We start from the raw sequence: 16484 nt of genomic DNA on the forward strand, positions 1-16484 counted from the left end.
GTGAACCTCTTTCACCCTGAACCGCGCAGCACTCACACACCGCGTCCGACCTCGCGCTCCGACGGACCGCAAGGTGAGGTTGGAAAAGGTTCAGTGTGTACGGCCGCTGCTGCGAAACTACTGCTCCCGTTCCCGACCCGGCAGGGTCCGGACGAGCGCGCGGACGGGCTGCCCGGACGGCCGTAGCCGGACGGACGGATGGTGCGGCGCGGCCGTCGCGGCTTGACTGGTGCACGTCGGCCGGTGAGGGCAGCACGGCGCTGCGCCGGCACGCGACCGCCGCGCGCCGGTCGGTGGACCGCCCGCCGGGACACCCGATCCGCGGCGGAGGAGGAGCCGGAGCCATGTTCCCCGTTCAGCACGTCCCGATCCGGTTCTCCGGCCTTCCCACCCGCGCCGGTCCGCTCACCCGGGGACAGGCGAACCTGCTCCGGGTGATGCTGACCGGGACACCGGTCTGCCTGGACGCCGTGCTCCCCGTGCCCCGGGGAACGGAGCCGGCCGACGTCTCGGCGGCCGTCCGCGTGCTGCTGGCCCGCCACGAGTCGCTGCGGACGACGTACCGGGTCGGTGACGTGCCCTCGCAGGTCGTCGCGGAGGCCGGCGAGCTGGTCATGAGCGTGGTCGAGGTCGCCCCGCCGATCACGCCGCAGCTGCTGGAGGACGTACGCCGCATCCACTGGGACAGCCCGTTCACGGACGCGGAGCAGGAGCTTCCCTTCCGGGTCGCCGCGGTGTCGGCCGACGGTGTGCTCAGCCACGTGGTCCTGGCGCTGTCGCACGTGGCTGCGGACCTGGCCGCGCTGACCATCGTCGCCGGCGAGCTGGAGAAGCTGCTCACGGGCCAGCCACTGTCAGCGCCCGGGCCGCAACCGCTCGACTTCCTGACGGTCGAGAACGGTGCCGCGATGCGGAACCGGCTGCGGACGAGTCTGCGGTACTGGGAGACACAGCTGCGCACGACGCCCCACTCGCTGTTCCCGCAACGGTGGCCGGAGGAGGACGGGCGGCTGCATCCCGGGCTGCTGGTCCGGTCCGCGGCCGCCGCCAAGGCCCTCGACCGGGCCTCCCGGCGGATCGGGGCGAGCAGGTCGGCCGTCGCGTTGACCGCGCTGGTCGTGCTGGTGGCCGACTACGTGGGGCAGCCGGTGTGCCCGGTCACGATGCCGTCCGCCAACCGCTTCCTGCCGCAAACGCGCGACTATGTCGGGCAACTCGGTTCGGACTGCTTCACCCGGGTGGACCTGCGCGGAACGCCGACCTTCGACGCCGCGGCCCGGGCCGTCCGGCGGGAGTCGATCCGGGGGTACTGGCACGGGTGGTTCGACACGGACGAGCTCTGGCGGCTCTACGAGACGGTCGCGACCGAACGTGGCCTGCACGCCCATGCCCGCGAGCTCGTCTTCAACGACCTGAGCGGAGTCGGCTCGGCGACCGCTCGCCCCGGCGAGGCCTCACTGCCGGAGCGGTACGGCCTGGTCGGCACGCCCGTCGTCGCCGCCGACCGCGCCACCGGGGCCGCCGACGGCGCATGGGCCCGGGTGTCGCCAGGCGCGGGCAACTGCTGGCTGGAGGCCGAGCCCAGCGTATCGCGCCTCTCCGTCGACCTCTACCGCCTCGACCACGAGCTGACGGCGGCGTTCTGGGCCGATCCCCGGTGCTTCACGGCGGCCGAGACGGTCGCCCTGGCCCACGCCTTCGAGGCCCTGCTCGTGGCGGCCGGCGACGACGACCTGGAGCTGTGTGACGTCCGGTCGGTGACCGGCCTGGCCCCCCGGGTACAGGGCGACGACTGGTACCCCGTCGACTCCGGCTGGGTCCCGCTGTCCTGCGCCCGTCGGCTGCTCGCCGACGTGGTCGGGGACGACTCCTTCGTCGCGGCCGTTCCGGACCCGCGGCTCGGACACCGCCTGATCGGCTACCTGGGTGATGGTTCGTGGACCCCGCAGGCGGTGCACAGCGCCTGCGTGGCCGCGCTGGAGGACCGGCCGGGGGCGATGACCCCGCACACGTACGTGATCTGCGCGGATGTCCCGGAGGACCGCGACGACTGGGACGCCTGGCGGCGGCAGCCGGTGCGGGCCACGGGCACGGGGCGCGCCGACCGGTAGCCGCGGCCGGCCGCCGCGCCCCGGTCAACTCAGTCGTCGTGCCAGGTCGCCACTGCGCGGACCGGGAACGACGCCATCCCCCGGACCGGCGCGGGAAGCGCGGTCAGACACGCCCCGGTGTCGGGCACGGCCCCGAGGTTGGTCAGGTGCTCGATGATCGGGATCTCGGCACCGAGGAGCCCGGCGTGTGCCGGCCGCCGCAGGTCGGTCGGGTCGTCGATGTTGAGGGAGTCGATCCCGACGACCGCGGCGCCCGCCCGGACCAGCAGGGCGACGGCGTCCGCGGTCAGATGCGAGCAGTCGGTGTCGAGGTAGCGGTCGGTCCCCCAGTGCCGGTCCCAGCCGGTGTGCAGGAGGACCGCCCGACCCCGCAACAGGTCGGGATCCCCGAGCGCCGCGGCCGTCACCGATCGCCGGTCGACCGACCGCACCACGACGATCGGCACGTTGACGAGCCGTTCGAGAGCCAGCCCGGCGACATCGGCGCGGTCCGGGTAGTAGTGGTAGGGCGCGTCGACGTAGGTTCCGGTGTTGCCGACGAGCGCAACCTCCTCGATCTCGAACGACGCGCCGCCGCGCAACCGGGTCACGGACGTCTCGCGCGCCACGACGACCCGCAGTCGCGGCGCGGGGATGCCCGGGTAGGTGGTCATGCCGTCGACGACCTCGTGCGAAAGGTCAGCCAGCATGGTGCAACGCTCCTCGCCTCATGCGGTCTTGTCCAGACCGGACCGGATCTCGGGCTCGATCTTGATGAGACCCATCTGGACGGCGGTCACCACCGCGGTCGTCCGGTTCGGTGATCCCAGCTTCAGCAGCAGGCTCGCCACGATACGTTTCACCCCGTGGCTGGAGATGTGCAGCCGGCGCGCGATCTGCTTGTTGCCCAACCCCTCCGCGAGCAGCGCGAGCGTCTCCATCTCCCGGGGTGTCAGGATGTGGCCGCCGCCCCGCCGCCGCGGGCGCGGGGGCGGTCCGCTGGCCCGCTCGATCAGCTCTCTGGTCAGGCCGGTCGGCATCGGGATCTCGCCGGCCGCGACGCGCCGGAGCGCGTCGGTCATCGACCTCTCCGTCAGGTCGTCCGCCATCAGCAGGCCGTCCGGCACCAGCCCGCGTTCGAACACCCGCGTCGCGTGACAGTCGTCGAACAGCACGAGGACCTTCACGCTCCGGCTGACCAGGGCCACGGCGTCGTCGGTCAGCGCGGACGCCTCCGACTCGTGCAGGATCAGCACGTTGACGTCACCTCCGCGCAGCAGCGACTCGACCCGTTCCCAGCTGTCGCAGTTGTGCACCGCTTGGACGGAGGACACCGCGGAGACCAGAGCGCCCACGCCCAGTCCCAGAACGAGTCTCCGCGCGTAGATGGCGACTCTTAGCTGAATCTCACTCCCCGGATTTGGCTGCATCTCACTCCCCAGGTCAGATGGTGGAACAGCGGTCCTGCGCGCTCGGTGCCCGGACTAGGAAACCGCCGAGACAATGGCCGCCGCCATTCGCCCACCAGGTGGGAAACACGCCATTGCGGGCCCCACGATGAGCCTGGATAACCCGCGGCCGGTCGCGGCGAGTGCGACCAAAAATACGCGCGCCGAGCACGGCGACGCGCGTTCACCACCCTCTATTACCTCCCCGTTTCTCGTGCATCATCGCCAACGGCGGCGGGCGGGCCGCTGGTCGTACATGCCAGACAGTACGTCACAGCGACTTCACATCGGCTTCAATACGGAGTCACGACCACATCGGCCCGCCGGGTGCGTGACATGGGGACGCACGAAAGGCCCCTATCCATATACACAGCACCAGGACGCGGTGTAGAATCAGGAATCATCCTCTACTGTGGTCGCTCCTTTCCCGGACTCCAGGACGCGCGTACGTCACCTGGCCGACGCCGGTGAAATCCTGACAGCGGAGGCACTCGACGTGAATGACACCGCATCGACCCCTCTCACAGCGCCGACCAAATTCGTCTTCGTCACCGGCCACACCTTCGGCCGCCGAGCCGTCGAGGGCATGGTGACGTCCTCGGCCTTCCTCGCCGGCCACCTCCAGTGGGCCGGGGCCGTGCAGCTCGGCGCGAGCAGGCAGGACAGGACCGTCGGATACGGCGGGCTGGAGGAACTCGCCGGGTGGCACGACGTCGAGGTGCGGCAGACCGTCGACGGGTCGCTGCTCAGCCTCGCCGACTGGCTGCGCGAGGTGTCCCCGCGCTTCATCCTCGTCGTCGGCTGGTCCCGGATCGTCGCCCCGCAGGTGCTCGACCTCCCACGGAGCCTCTGGGGGGCCGTGGAGGAACCCCGGAACACGCCCCGCTTCGGCGCGGTGGGCATGCACCCGTCCCCACTGCCCGAGGGTCGGGGTCGGGCACCGATCCCCTGGACCCTCATCAAGGGCCTCCGGCACACGGCGTTGACGACGTTCTTCCTGGAGGACACCGTGGACTCCGGCGCCGTCATCGCGCAGCGGCACGTCGACGTCCGCGACACGGAGACGGCGTCGTCGCTGTTCCTGCGGTTCGCCGACGCCCACTACCACGCGGGCCGGCACATCGCCGACCTGATGGCGGAGCGGCGCGTGGTCGGGCACCCGCAGGACCCGACGCTCGCCACCACCTGGCCCCGACGCACACCGGCGGACAGCCGGATCGACCCGACCGCCCCCCGCCGCTCCGTCGCGGCGTTCGTACGCGCGCTGTCCGCGCCCTACCCGCGTGCCTTCCTGGCCCTCGGGGCTCGACACCTGCGCGTCGACACCTGCCGCGAGCTGCCCGCCGACAGCCCGGCGCCGCCCGGAGCCGTCCTCGGCGCCGACGGCCGGTGGCTGCACGTGGCGGTCGGCGACGGGGCGCTGGCGCTGCGGGTCGTCGACGAGGACCTTGCCGGCCTGGTTCTGGCAGTCGAGCCCGACGATGCCGGCGGGCCGGTCGGTTCAGGCCTGGCATCCCACGGTTGACGCGATCTCGGCCCAGTCGTGGACCACCGCCGTGAAGGGCGCGTCCCCGCGCAACGCCACGGCCGCCACCCAGCGCGCGGGCAGCGACAGGTCCCGTACGGTCAGCAGGGGTGGATCGCCGGCGGCAACCGGGAGGCGCAGGCCGTGGGCAAGCTTCCCACCAGTCGCCTTGACGCAGGCCTCCTTCCGGGTCCAGAGCCGGGCGAAGAGCGCCGCCCGGTCGGCCGGTTCGGCGCCGCGCACCAGCCGCGCCTCGGCCGCCGGGAAGTACCGGTCGGCGAGCCGCACGGCGGTCTCCGCGTCACGTGGCTGTTCCACGTCGACACCGACGTCCCGGACGGCGCTCACCGCGACCAGGGCGAGGTCGCCCGCGTGCGTCAGGCTGGTCCGGACCGGGCGCCGGCCGCACAGCTCCGGCTTGCCGTACCGGCCGCGCCGCCAGCGGAGCTCGGCCGGGGCCGCCCCCGTGTAGCCGGCCACGACACAGCGCTTCGCCCCGTGCGCGACGGTGTACCGGCGGCGCAGCGACGGATCGCCCCGGCGGTGCATCCGCTCCCGCTCGTCGCCGTCGAGGGTCCGTTCCAGGAACCGGACCGTCGCCGGCGGGGCCCTCAGGTCGACCCGCCAGACGTCGACGGTGTCACCGGTCAGCTCCACCGCACCTCGTTGCGGGTGAGGCTGCCGAACAGGCCGAGCCGCTGGACGTTGCCGGTCCCCTCCATGTACTCGACCCCACACGCGTCGCGGGCCAGCTTGTCGAGGGCCGGGTGGTCGAGGCGCGCTCCGGTGCCGAAGAACCCCAACGCCGCCAGCGTCGTCTCCTCCGCCAGCCGGACGGCCCGGACCTTGGCGGCCGAACCGAGCGCGCCGTCGGCCGGGTCGCGGTCGACCGCCGCGGCCGCCCGCCAGGTGAGCTGCCGGACCCCCTCGATGCGCCGGCGTATCCGATCCAGCTCCAGTCGTTCCGCCGCACTCGGGTCGCGCCGGTTGGCGACGACGTACTCGTAGGCGGCCCGGGCCACGCCGACCGCCATCGCGGCCGCCACCGGACGCAGCTTGTGCAATGTAGACAGCCAGCCCAGCATGCCCCGCCGAATGGGTGGCAGGTGGCGGCCGAGCACCCGGTCCGGCGGCACCTCGACCGCGTCGAACGTGATGGCGCCGAGCTGCGCTCCGCGCAGGCCGATGGTCGGGATCGGCTCCGCGGTGTACCCGGGCGTGGGAAGCTCCAGCAGCGCCGCGCTGAGCGCGAGCGGCCCGGCTCCGGCGCGGGCGAACACCACACCGAGCCGCGCCCGTACCGAGTTGGTCACGTAGCGCTTGGCGCCGTCGAGCGTCAGGACCTCGCCGTCGTCCCTGGCCCGCAGCGACGTCTTGGTGGCCGCGGCGTCCGATCCGCCGTGCGGCTCGGTGAGCGCGAAGAAGCTCCACGTCACCCGCTCCAGCAGGCGGCCGTAGAACCACTCCTGCTGCCTGTCGTCACCAAGCATCGCGACCGTCGCTCCCGCCATCGGCGCGCCGGGCGCACCGAGGGTCATGCCAAGGTCGACCGCGGCGCACTCCTCCGCGTGCAGCACCTGCTCCAGCGCACTCACCAGGTAGTAGCGGTGTCCGTCGACGACGAGCGGCGCGGAGTTGTACTTCTCCGGGACCTGCAGGGTGGCCATCCGGGCGTACACCGGCAGGTCCCGGTGCCGCGTCACGGCCGCCGGGTCCCGGTCGACCTCCGCCGAGTACGGCGCCATCTCGGCCGCCCACCCACGGGCATGGCGTTGCAGGGCGAGCAGCGCGCCATCGAGTACGATCACGCCACGAGCTCCTCGTCGCGGCCCGGCACGTACGCGTCGGCGAGCAACTCCGACAGGTAGGACGCGGACCCCGGCCCCGCCGTGACGAATCCCCGCGCACCCAGCAACCGCAGCAGCATCCGGTCGGCCCGGGTGATCTGGTCGTGCAGCTCCCGCAGGGCCACCCCGGTCGGCTCGCCGTGCAGGACGCTCTCGACGGCGAGCAGCTCGACGAGGACGTCGGCCAGCGTTCCCTTGACGAGCTGCTGGTGCAGCAGCGGCCCCCCGGACACCGTCCGGGTGCGCGCGTGCCGGACGGTGGCGTCGAGCAGTCCCCTGGACAACCCGAAGCGCACCCAGGTGAGGCCGGTGAGGAAGGCCGGACACGGAGGGGCCCCGGCGCGAAGCCGAACGGCCCGTACCTCGCCGCCGTCCGGGCCGCCCTGCAGGGGCAGGAGCCGCTCGGTGGCCGGCACCCGGTCCCGGAGCACACCGCCGAGACAGACCTGGGTGGCCCGCGCCAGCACGGTGGACGGGACGATCGCGTGGCCGCGCGGCCCGCCGTGCACGGCGTCCCGGCCGACCCGTGTGTAGAGGCGGGTGAGCGCCGGCACCGGACCCTGGGCCCGGGCCACGTCACGCAGCTCCGCTCCGACGGGCGGAATCATCGCGGGACGGCCCAGTCGACCGCACACAGCCCGAGGTAGCCCAGCTCCTCGTCGTAGTCGCAGACCACCGTCCGGGTGCCGGCCGCGCGGAGCTGGTCGAGGTGGGCGGCGAGCGTCGCCCACACGCCGGTGCACGGCAACCCCGGCTCCGCGACGTACACGTCGGTCGTGCCGCAGTGGCGGGCCAGCGCCGGTCCGCAGACGACGGTCGACGGCGTGGCCGCCAGCTCGCGCGCCAGGATGCCGGCCACCTCCGCCGGGGCGGCCCCGCTGAGGTGCTGGACCGCCACCCGGCCCTGCGCCGCCGTCTCGTCGAACACCAGCGCGACGGCCGAGTTCCGCGTTGCCCGGAGCCGCTCCGGGATCGGCTCGCCGTGCTGCACCGCCGCCTGGTCCATGACCACGACCACCGACCGGCCGGCACCGTCGAGCTCGGCGACGTCCGCCGCCACCCGCATCGCGGTGAACGGGGCGGTGGGCCCCTGGTCGGCGAGGGCGAACAGCAGGTTGGACTGCGCGGCCGAGGCGGACAGGTAGGGCATCGGCCACCCCGGTTCCGCGTCCGGCGTACTGGAGACCTGCACCGCGACGCCGAGGTCACCCCCGAAGCGGCTCAGGGCCGGCAGCAGGCCCTCCATCATGTCGCGGAACGTGGTCCGGGTACCGCTGAGCATCTCCGGCCGGTACGGGACGCGGTGCAGGGCCAGCAGGTCGCTGAAGTACGTCCGGTCGGCGGCGCTGTAGCTCGCCCCGTCCGCCGCGAAGAACCGGTGGTGGATCAGGGTCAGGCCGAGCCGCAGGTGCTGCCAGCCGGACCGCCTGGTGCCGTGGAGGTCGGGCGCGGAGGTGAGGTACATGGCGGTCTAGCGCTCCGGCTGCCGGTTGATGAAGTCGACCAGCGCGCCCACCGTCTCCAGGTCGTCCGGCTCCAGCAGGTCCGGGTCGAACTGGACGCCGAGGTTGTTCTCGATGTGCATCAGCAGCACCAGGATGCTGGTCGAGTCAAAGCCCATGTCCTCGAAGAACCGCGTCTCCATCGAGATGGAACCGGGCTCTCGGTCGACCATCTCGGCCAGGACGTCGACGAGGTTCTCGGTTACCTTGGCGTTCATTGGCTGACTCCCGTCCTCTCGCTCATCACGCTGTCGTCGTCGGGTTGGAGGAACTCCGGCAGGAGCTGGCCGCGCAGCACGTCGCCGGCGCCGTCCCGGGCCCGGACCAGGTGTGCCCGCCCGCCGTGCACCAGCACCTCGGCCGGGTAGCCGTGGCCGAGGAACAGGACCGGAGACGCGGTGGGACCGTAGGCGCCGGAGCGCAGCACCCCGACCAGGTCGCCGGCCCGCGGCGCCGGCATCGGGACGGCCTTGCCGAGGACATCGTTGGGCGTGCAGAGCGGCCCGGCGACGTGCCAGGCGCCGTCCGGCTCCTCGTCCAGCCGGTTGAGCAGGCGCATCGGGAAGTTGCGCTTGACGAAGGAGCCGAGGCCTACCGCCGCCATGTGCTGATGGGTACCGCCGTCCACCACCGCGTACCGCTCCCCCATCGACGACTTCACGTAGCGGACCCGGGTGATGTAGGTGCCGGCCGGCGCCGTCAGGTACCGGCCCAGCTCCATGACGAGCCGGGTCCGCGGGTGGGTCGCGGCGAAGCGGTCGACGACCGGGTTGAGCGCATCCGTCAGCACCTGCCGGTCGAGGTCACGTTCACCGTCGAAGTAGGCGACGCCGAGCCCGCCGCCAATGTCGACCAGCTCCAGCGGGAAGCCCAGGACGCGCGCGAGCCGGTCCGCGGTCTCGAAGATGTGCTCGGTGTTCCGCACGATCGCCGGCTCGTCCAGGATCCGGGTACCCATGTAGATGTGCACGCCGACGACGTGGACGTGCGCCGACCGGACCGCCTCCGGAGCGTCGAGGAGGGTCCGCTCGTCGATGCCGAACTGCCGGCTGCGGCCGCCCATGGTGAGCTTGGAACCGGTGACCGTGAAGCTGGGGTTCACCCGCAGCGCCACCCGGGCGACCCGGCCGCGCTCCCGGGCCAGGAAGTCGACGAGGCGCAGCTCGTCCAGTGACTCGCAGATGATCGCATGGACGCGCTGGTCGAGGCAGGCGGCCAGCTCCGTCACGTCCTTGCCCGGCCCCGGGAAGACGATGTCGGCGGGCGGTACGCCTGCGCGGCGCGCCGTGATCAGCTCGGCGAGTGAGGACACCTCCGCCCGGGCGCCGAGCGAGCGCAGCAGGGCGCAGATCGCCACGTTGGGGTTGGACTTGAGCGAGAAGAATATCTCCAGCGCCGGGTGCAGGCTGTCGCGCAGGTCGCGGAACTGCGCCGTCAGGACGTCGCCGTCGTAGGCGAACAGCGGGGTGCCGAACGCGTCGGCCAGCTCGCTGACCGCGACGCCGCCGATCCGGAGCTCACTGGACATGGTCGCCCTCACGGTCGAGTGCGGTCAGCCGGGACCTGATCTCCCGGTCGATGTCGGCCGCCCGCTCCGGTGAACCGGCCACGACGATCCCGTGCAGGCGGCCGCCGAAGGGTTCGCCGGCCGTCCCGCGGCCCGCGTTGACGGTGGCGAAATTGTTGACCAGCAGCCCGTCGTCCCCCGGCCGCTGGAACAGCAGCCCGGCGAGCAGCCGGCGGAGGCCGGCGAACGGCAGCGGCCGGGTGAGCCGCACCGGATACCGGGTGGCCAGCGCCGCGCCCTCCGCCGGGACGAACCGTTCCCGGACTGGCTCCTGGTAGGTGGACATGTTGTTGCGGGCGTTGATCTCGATGACCGGGTACAGGTCGCCGTCCGGGTCCACCAGCGCGTCGACGCCGGCCAGTCCGAAGTAGCCGTCGGCGGCGAGCCGGCCGCCGAGGAGCTGGGTCGCCTCCCGGACCCGGTCGAGCTGCGCCGGGGTGAGCCGGGCCGGGATCCGGTGTCCGACATGCACGCCGCGCTCGGTGACGGCCTCGCGGACGAAGTCGAGGTGGACACCGCCCTCGCGGCCGATCGTGAACTGGTAGTTGAGGTCGGCCGACTTCGGCACCCAGCGCTCCAGCACCACGCCGAGCCGGTGCTGCCCGGTGCGGTCCGCCCGGCGTACCATCATCCGGTGGATCTGGTCGAGCTGTCGCTCGTCATCCACCAGGACGATCCCCTTGCCCGAGACGCCGTAGGCGTCCTTGACCGCGCACCGCCCGCCGTCCGCCAGCCACCGCCGGCCGACCGGTAGCGCGTCGGCGAACTCCTCGACGCTGGTGCACGCGACCCCGTCCGGCTGCCGCAGTCCGAGCGTCTCGGCGGCGCGCCTACTGTAGATCTTGCTGTTGACGCGCTTGCAGACCGTCGTCGGGGGCGCTGCCAGCGGCAGGCCGGAAAGCTCGGCGAGCCGCTCCTCAGTCTCGGAGACGCCGTGCGGCCACAGGTGCGCTCCCGGTCGCGCCACGCTGGACAGCTCCTTTACCAGCCGGGGGTCCTGCAACACGTCGTCGGTGACGATCTCCTCCGGGTCCTGCCGGCTCGGCACGCAGACGTGTGGCGGGTCGACGCCCAGCTCGGCGAGGTACCGCAGGTAGCCGGGATCGGGCGCCTCCTTCAGGATGACCAGGTCGTCCGGGCCGGCCAGGAGGAGGGTGAACTCGTCCATCCGGTTCTCCACCGCGCGACTGCGCCGGGGCGACAGCCGCGACACCCCGGGCTCCTCCGCGCCCCACCGGTCCTCGACCTCGAAGTTGCCGAGCAGGACGAGTTGGCCCCCGGGTGAGCCGGTGAGTGCCGTCCGCCACCGGTCCAGGCTGCTGGGCTCCACACGCATCCGTCGATCGCCTAGTGCTCGAAGACCATGGCGGAGAACGTGGCGCACAGGCCGACCGCCGTCATGACGTAGTGATCCCCGGGGCGGATCCGGCCCTGGGCGCGGGCCGTCTCGTAGTTGATGAACGCGTCGGCGCCGAAGCAGTGGCCGAGTCGCGGCAGCGTGTCGAGGAACAGCCGGTCCGTGCCGCGGATGCCCAGCTTCTTGAGCACGCGGGCCCAGGAGAGCCGGTTGGCGTTGTGCGGCAGGATCATGTCGACGTCGTCGACGGTGAGGCCGGCCCGCTCGACCGCACCCCGGATCACCGCGGCGAGGCCGTCGGCGTAGATGTCGCGGTACCGTTCCCCGCCGACGCCGTTCTTGAGGTCCTCCAGCGTCGACATGCCGCTCATCCGGTTCGCGTAGCCCAGCATCCGATCGCGTTGCCCGCTCGGCTGGACGAGGACCGCGGCCACGCCCTCCCCCATCACGCCGGTCTGCGCGATGTAGTCCGGCGTCGCCGTGAAGGACTTCTCGCCGACGAAAACCAGCGCCAGCGCGTCCGGATCGCCGTCCCGGGCGAGGAGCTTTCCCGCCAGGCTCACCGCGAGCAGGCCGGAGGCGCACGCGTGCTGGTTGACGCAGAACGCGGCGGCGTGACGGAGTCCCAACATGTCGCGCAGGCGGTGCAGGGGATTCGCCGGCGCGACGGTCGCCACCGGCATCGTCCGGGCCTGGATCAGGTACCGGATCCGGGGTTCGGCCGCGCGCAGCCCGGTCAGCCGCTGGGCGGCCGCGAACGCCTGGTCCAGCCAGGTCTCGTCGGCGTCGAAGCGCACCTCGTCGAACCCGAAGTACCGCCGATAGATATCGATCTCCGCGTCGGTGAAGCCGTGCGACTTCAGGTACGTACCGACCGGCAGCCTGGTCCGAGGCAGGTAGTGTGCCATCGCCGCGAGAGACGTCAACTTGTCCTCCCCATGAGCCGCATCGCAGTCCGAGCTTGCGACCCGGCCGACCTGTGCGACAAGACGATCTGGGCGGGACAACCGGCCTGACCGTGTGGGCATATCCCTAATCGGAGCTCCTCGCCACCCGCCACCCGCCACAGACTGAGGGGCGTGGAACCGACGGGGACGATGTCCGACCCAGACCCGTGCTGGTGGTCGGCGCAGGAGGCCGCCGCCGCGATCGCCCGACGCCGGATCTCCGCCCGGGAGTACCTGCGGGCGCTGACCGACCGGATCGAGGCGCACAACGGCCCGCTGGGGCTCGTGGTGACGCTGGACGAGCGGGCGGAGGCGGCGGCCAGGAGGGCGGACGACGCGTTGGCCCGCGGAGAGGTCCGGGGCCCGCTGCACGGGGTGGCCATGACCGTCAAGGACAGCATGGCCACCAGGGGGCTGCGCACCACCGGCGGCATGACCGAGCTGCGTTCGTTCACTCCGGTGGAGGACGCGGCGGTCGTCGCCGGGCTGCGCGCGGCGGGCGCGGTGATCTTCGGCAAGACCAACCTGCCGGCGGGCTCCGCCGACCTGCAGAGTTTCAACGACGTCTTCGGCACAGCCCGCAACCCGTGGCGTCCCGAGTACTCGACGAGCGGTTCCTCGGGCGGGGGCGCGGGCGCGGTCGCGGCGGGATTCACCCCGGCCGAGGTGGGCTCCGACATCGCCGGCTCCGTCCGGCTCCCGGCGGCGGCCTGCGGCGTCGTCGGCCACAAGCCCACCTTCGGCACGGTGTCGATGTACGGTCACGTACCGCCGGCACCGTTCCGGAACCTGATGCTCGACATCGCCGTGCCGGGGCCGATGGGCCGCTGCGTCGACGACGTGCTGCTCGCGCTGCGGGCGATCGCCGGCCCGCACCCTTGGGACCGCGCGGCCTGGCAGCTGGCGTTCCCGCCGCCCCGGGAGATACGCCGGGTCGCCGTCTGGTCCGACGACGCGTACTGCCCGGTGGACCGGGAGGTGCGCGACGCGGTCGAGCAGGCCGCGACGGCGCTCGCCGAGCAGGGCATCACCGTGGAGCACGCCACCCCACGAGGGATCCAGTTGGAGACCAGCGACCTCGTCTTCCGGCGGCTCCTCGCCGCCGCCGCCGTGAACAACCATCCGCTCGACGTGATCGAGCAGATCGGGGAGGGCCGGCGGGAGCCGGGCGCGGAGCTGGGCGCGGCGCACGTGGGACAGCGGTACCGGCACTGGAGCGACGCCGAGGAACGGCGGGCGCAGCTCCGGCTGCGCTGGCGGAGCTTCTTCCAGACCTACGACGCGCTGCTGCTGCCGGTGTCGGCGAGCCTGACGATCCCGCACGACCACCGCCCCTTCGCGGCGCGGCGGATCCGCGTCGACGGCGTCGAGCGTCCCTACTGGGACCAGGTCACCTGGGCCGGCCTGACCGGGGTCGCCTACCTGCCCTCGACCGTGGTGCCGGTGCGGCTGGACTCCCGTGGGTTGCCGGTCGGGGTGGCGGTCGCCGGCGGGCACCTGGAGGACATGACCACGCTGGCCGTCGCCCGCCTGCTGGCGACCCTTCTGCCACCCCTGGGCCGGCCGCCGATGCCGGACCGGACGATGGCGACGACGGGAGCCGGGGCATGACCCGGGACGACATCCTGAGGGTGGAGAACCCCGCGACCGGCGGGACGCTCGCCGAGATCCCGGTTCCCGCGCGGCCGGCGGTCGACCGTACGGTCGCGGACGCCGCCGCGGCGCTGCCGGACTGGTCCGGCCGCACGGTGGCCGAGCGGGCCGCGCACCTGCTGCGGTGCAACGCCGCCCTCGGTGCACACGTCGAGGAGATGGCCCGGCTACTCACGCTCGAGCAGGGAAAGCCGCTGGCCGACGCGCGGGCCGAGGTGCGGCTGGCCGTCGACTGGTTCCGGCACACCGCCGAACTCAGCCTCGAACCGGAGCGCGTCGAGGACGCCGGGGCCCGGATCCTGATCGGCCGGGTCCCGCACGGCGTGGTGGCCGCCCTCGCGCCGTCGAACTACCCCGTCATCCTGGCTACCACGAAGATCGCCCCGGCGCTGCTGGCCGGCAACACGGCCGTGCTGAAGCCGTCCCCGCTCACCCCGCTGGCCACGATGAAGATGATCGAGGTCCTCGGCGGTGAGCTTCCGCCGGGGGCACTGGCGGTGACGCCGGGCGACGGGGAGCTCGGCCGCACGCTGGTGGCGCATCCCAACGTCGCGATGATCTCGTTCACCGGCTCGGTCGCGACCGGACGGGCCATCGCCGGCCAGGCGGCGTCCCGGTTCGCGCCGGTGGTGCTGGAGCTCGGCGGCAACGACCCGGCCATCGTCCTGCCCGGCGCCGACGTGGCCGCCGTCGCTGAGGACATCTACTGGGCGGCCATGCGAAACAGCGGCCAGTTCTGCGCGGCCGTCAAGCGGGTGTACGTTCCGGACCAGCACCGGGCAGAGCTGGTGGACGCGCTGGACGCGCTGGCGGGGTCGACGGTGGTCGGTGACGGGCTGGAGCCGGAGACGCAGCTCGGCCCGCTGGTCAGCGCCGCGCAGCTCGACCGGCTGGACACGCTCGTGGCGGAGGCGCGCGGCGCCGGCGCCCGGATCGTGACGGGCGGGAAACGCCAGGAACGGGCCGGCCACTTCTACCCGCCGACCATCATCACCGACCTCCCCGCCGGCACCGGACTGGAGCTGACCGAGCAGTTCGGTCCGGCACTGCCGGTGCTCGGGTACGACGACCTCGCGGAGGCGGTCGCGCGGGCCAACTCGACCGAGTTCGGCCTCGGCGGCTCCGTCTGGGGCGACGAGGAACTCGCCCGGAACGTCGCGGGGCGGCTCGACTGCGGCACCGTCTGGGTCAACACCCACGGCCAGCTCCGCGCGGACGTGCCCTTCGGCGGCGTCCGCAGCTCCGGCAGCGGGGTGGAGTACGGCTACTGGGGCCTGCTGGAGTACACGCGCATCAAGGTGTCGCACACGGCGATCCGGACGGGGGTGTGACCAGGTGAGACGGCAGCCCTTCGACGCGCTCTACATGACCGAGCCGTACGCCGAGTACGCCCGGCTGCACCGCGCCGGGGCGCCGATCCACGCCATCCGGACCCCGGAGGGCCTTCCCGCCTGGTTGGTGACCGGTCATCGGGAGGTGCGCGCGCTGCTCGGCGACACCCGGCTGTCCCGCAACGTCAACCAGCCGCACCACCGGTCCCGAGTGCCCGTGACCGGTGCGATGCCGCTGCCCCGCCAGTTCACCACGGGTACGGTGGCCACGCTGGACGGACCGGACCACGTACGGCTGCGGGGGTTCGTGAACCGCGCGCTGAGCGCCAAGCGGGTCCGCCCGCTGCGCGGGCGGGTCGAGCAGATCGTCGAGGGCCTCCTCGACGACCTCGCGGGGTCGGACGGTACCGACCTCATGGCGGCGCTCGGCATGCCACTACCGATCACCATCATCTGCGACATGCTCGGCGTCCCCGGCGACGACCGGCCGCGGTTCCGGCACCTCATCGACGTCATCGCGGGGATGGCGAAGGATGTCGGCCTGGACCACGGCCTGCGGCGGACCGCCGGCCAGGAGATGCTCGACTACCTCGGCACTTTGATCGGATCGCGCCGCCGGCAGCCCGGCGCCGACCTCATCTCGGACTGGACCCGCCACCGGGACGCCTCGGACCCGGGGCTGACCGACGACGAGGTCGTCGGCCTCGCCTTCGCCTTCCTGCTCGGCGGGTACGACACGACGGCCGGGATGATCGGCGCCAGCTTCCTCGCCCTGCTCGACGACCGGCACCTGTTCGAGACGCTGCGCGAGCACCCCGAGCTGGTGCCGGCGGCCGTCGAGGAGCTGCTGCGCTGTTACGCGGTCCTGCACACCACCCGGCGGTTCGCCACGACCGAGATCGTCCTCGGCGACGTGCGGATCGCCGCCGGCGACCTGGTGCTGATCTCCATCGCCGCGGCGGGCCGGGACCCGAGCCGCTTCACCGACCCCGACACGCTCGACTTCGGGCGGGGCGCACCGCATCTGGCCTTCGGCCACGGGCCGCACTACTGCCCCGGCGCGGAGCTGGCGCGGCTGGAGCTGACGGTGACCCTGGAACAGACCGTACGGCGGCTGCCCCGGCTGGCCCTGGCCACACCCGCGGGCGACGTGCCGTGGCGCAGCTCCTACCTGATCCGCGTCCCCAGCGTCCTGCCCGTCACCTACTGAGGGGGAG

Annotated in this window: 15 protein-coding genes; 5 read left to right on the forward strand and 10 right to left on the reverse strand. The window is 72.8% G+C overall.

The window, feature by feature from the left end:
• The first annotated feature begins 344 nt into the window (after positions 1 to 344).
• Positions 345 to 2111, forward strand: coding sequence for a condensation domain-containing protein (locus tag R6Y94_RS37680; RefSeq protein WP_318401366.1), 1767 nt, complete (start codon positions 345 to 347; stop codon positions 2109 to 2111).
• A 29-nt stretch (positions 2112 to 2140) separates the two neighbouring features.
• Here R6Y94_RS37680 and R6Y94_RS37685 read toward each other — a convergent pair whose 3' ends face one another.
• Positions 2141 to 2800 (reverse strand): cyclase family protein, encoded by a 660-nt coding sequence (locus R6Y94_RS37685; RefSeq protein ID WP_318401368.1) that lies wholly within the window; start codon positions 2798 to 2800, stop codon positions 2141 to 2143.
• 18 nt (positions 2801 to 2818) lie between these two features.
• On the reverse strand, positions 2819 to 3424 hold the full coding sequence (locus R6Y94_RS37690) for a helix-turn-helix transcriptional regulator (RefSeq protein WP_318401370.1): 606 nt from the start codon (positions 3422 to 3424) through the stop codon (positions 2819 to 2821).
• Positions 3425 to 4034: 610 nt separating this feature from the next.
• On the opposite strand from R6Y94_RS37690, the gene R6Y94_RS37695 reads away from it, so the two are divergent.
• Entirely contained in the window at positions 4035 to 5063 is a 1029-nt protein-coding gene (locus tag R6Y94_RS37695) for a methionyl-tRNA formyltransferase (protein ID WP_318401371.1), read from the forward strand.
• Here the strand turns inward: R6Y94_RS37695 and R6Y94_RS37700 are convergent.
• From R6Y94_RS37700 to R6Y94_RS37735, 8 genes are read right to left on the reverse strand one after another with little or no spacing between them, the layout of a single operon-like run.
• Entirely contained in the window at positions 5040 to 5720 is a 681-nt protein-coding gene (locus R6Y94_RS37700; RefSeq protein ID WP_318401373.1) for a 4'-phosphopantetheinyl transferase family protein, read from the reverse strand. The genes R6Y94_RS37695 and R6Y94_RS37700 overlap by 24 nt on opposite strands.
• Positions 5711 to 6871, reverse strand: coding sequence for an acyl-CoA dehydrogenase family protein (locus tag R6Y94_RS37705; protein WP_318401375.1), 1161 nt, complete (start codon positions 6869 to 6871; stop codon positions 5711 to 5713). The genes R6Y94_RS37700 and R6Y94_RS37705 overlap by 10 nt, the downstream gene beginning before the upstream one ends.
• A complete protein-coding gene (locus tag R6Y94_RS37710) occupies positions 6868 to 7518 on the reverse strand; it encodes an acyl-CoA dehydrogenase family protein (RefSeq protein ID WP_318401376.1) in 651 nt (216 codons plus the stop codon). The genes R6Y94_RS37705 and R6Y94_RS37710 overlap by 4 nt, the downstream gene beginning before the upstream one ends.
• Positions 7515 to 8375 carry a hypothetical protein gene (locus tag R6Y94_RS37715; RefSeq protein WP_318401378.1) on the reverse strand — a complete coding sequence of 287 codons (861 nt, stop codon included), beginning with the start codon at positions 8373 to 8375 and terminating at the stop codon, positions 7515 to 7517. Before R6Y94_RS37715 ends, R6Y94_RS37710 begins: the two co-directional genes overlap by 4 nt.
• 6 nt (positions 8376 to 8381) lie before the next feature.
• Positions 8382 to 8630 carry an acyl carrier protein gene (locus R6Y94_RS37720; protein WP_318401380.1) on the reverse strand — a complete coding sequence of 83 codons (249 nt, stop codon included), beginning with the start codon at positions 8628 to 8630 and terminating at the stop codon, positions 8382 to 8384.
• Positions 8627 to 9940 carry a type III PLP-dependent enzyme gene (locus R6Y94_RS37725; protein ID WP_318401382.1) on the reverse strand — a complete coding sequence of 438 codons (1314 nt, stop codon included), beginning with the start codon at positions 9938 to 9940 and terminating at the stop codon, positions 8627 to 8629. Before R6Y94_RS37725 ends, R6Y94_RS37720 begins: the two co-directional genes overlap by 4 nt.
• Positions 9930 to 11315, reverse strand: a complete 1386-nt coding sequence (locus R6Y94_RS37730) for a hypothetical protein (RefSeq protein ID WP_318401383.1) — start codon at positions 11313 to 11315, stop codon at positions 9930 to 9932. Before R6Y94_RS37730 ends, R6Y94_RS37725 begins: the two co-directional genes overlap by 11 nt.
• Before the next feature lie 11 nt (positions 11316 to 11326).
• Entirely contained in the window at positions 11327 to 12262 is a 936-nt protein-coding gene (locus R6Y94_RS37735; protein WP_318401385.1) for a 3-oxoacyl-[acyl-carrier-protein] synthase III C-terminal domain-containing protein, read from the reverse strand.
• A 153-nt stretch (positions 12263 to 12415) separates the two neighbouring features.
• On the opposite strand from R6Y94_RS37735, the gene R6Y94_RS37740 reads away from it, so the two are divergent.
• Genes R6Y94_RS37740 through R6Y94_RS37750 form a run of 3 tightly spaced genes read left to right on the forward strand, consistent with a single transcriptional unit; the run spans position 12416 to position 16477 of the window.
• Positions 12416 to 13894, forward strand: coding sequence for an amidase family protein (locus R6Y94_RS37740; protein WP_318401387.1), 1479 nt, complete (start codon positions 12416 to 12418; stop codon positions 13892 to 13894).
• Entirely contained in the window at positions 13891 to 15267 is a 1377-nt protein-coding gene (locus R6Y94_RS37745) for an aldehyde dehydrogenase family protein (protein ID WP_318401389.1), read from the forward strand. The genes R6Y94_RS37740 and R6Y94_RS37745 overlap by 4 nt, the downstream gene beginning before the upstream one ends.
• Before the next feature lie 4 nt (positions 15268 to 15271).
• Positions 15272 to 16477: a cytochrome P450 gene (locus R6Y94_RS37750; protein WP_318401390.1), complete on the forward strand. Its 1206-nt coding sequence runs from the start codon at positions 15272 to 15274 to the stop codon at positions 16475 to 16477.
• Positions 16478 to 16484 lie beyond the last annotated feature (7 nt).

Source organism: Plantactinospora sp. KLBMP9567 (assembly GCF_033446045.1).
GTDB lineage: Bacteria > Actinomycetota > Actinomycetes > Mycobacteriales > Micromonosporaceae > Plantactinospora.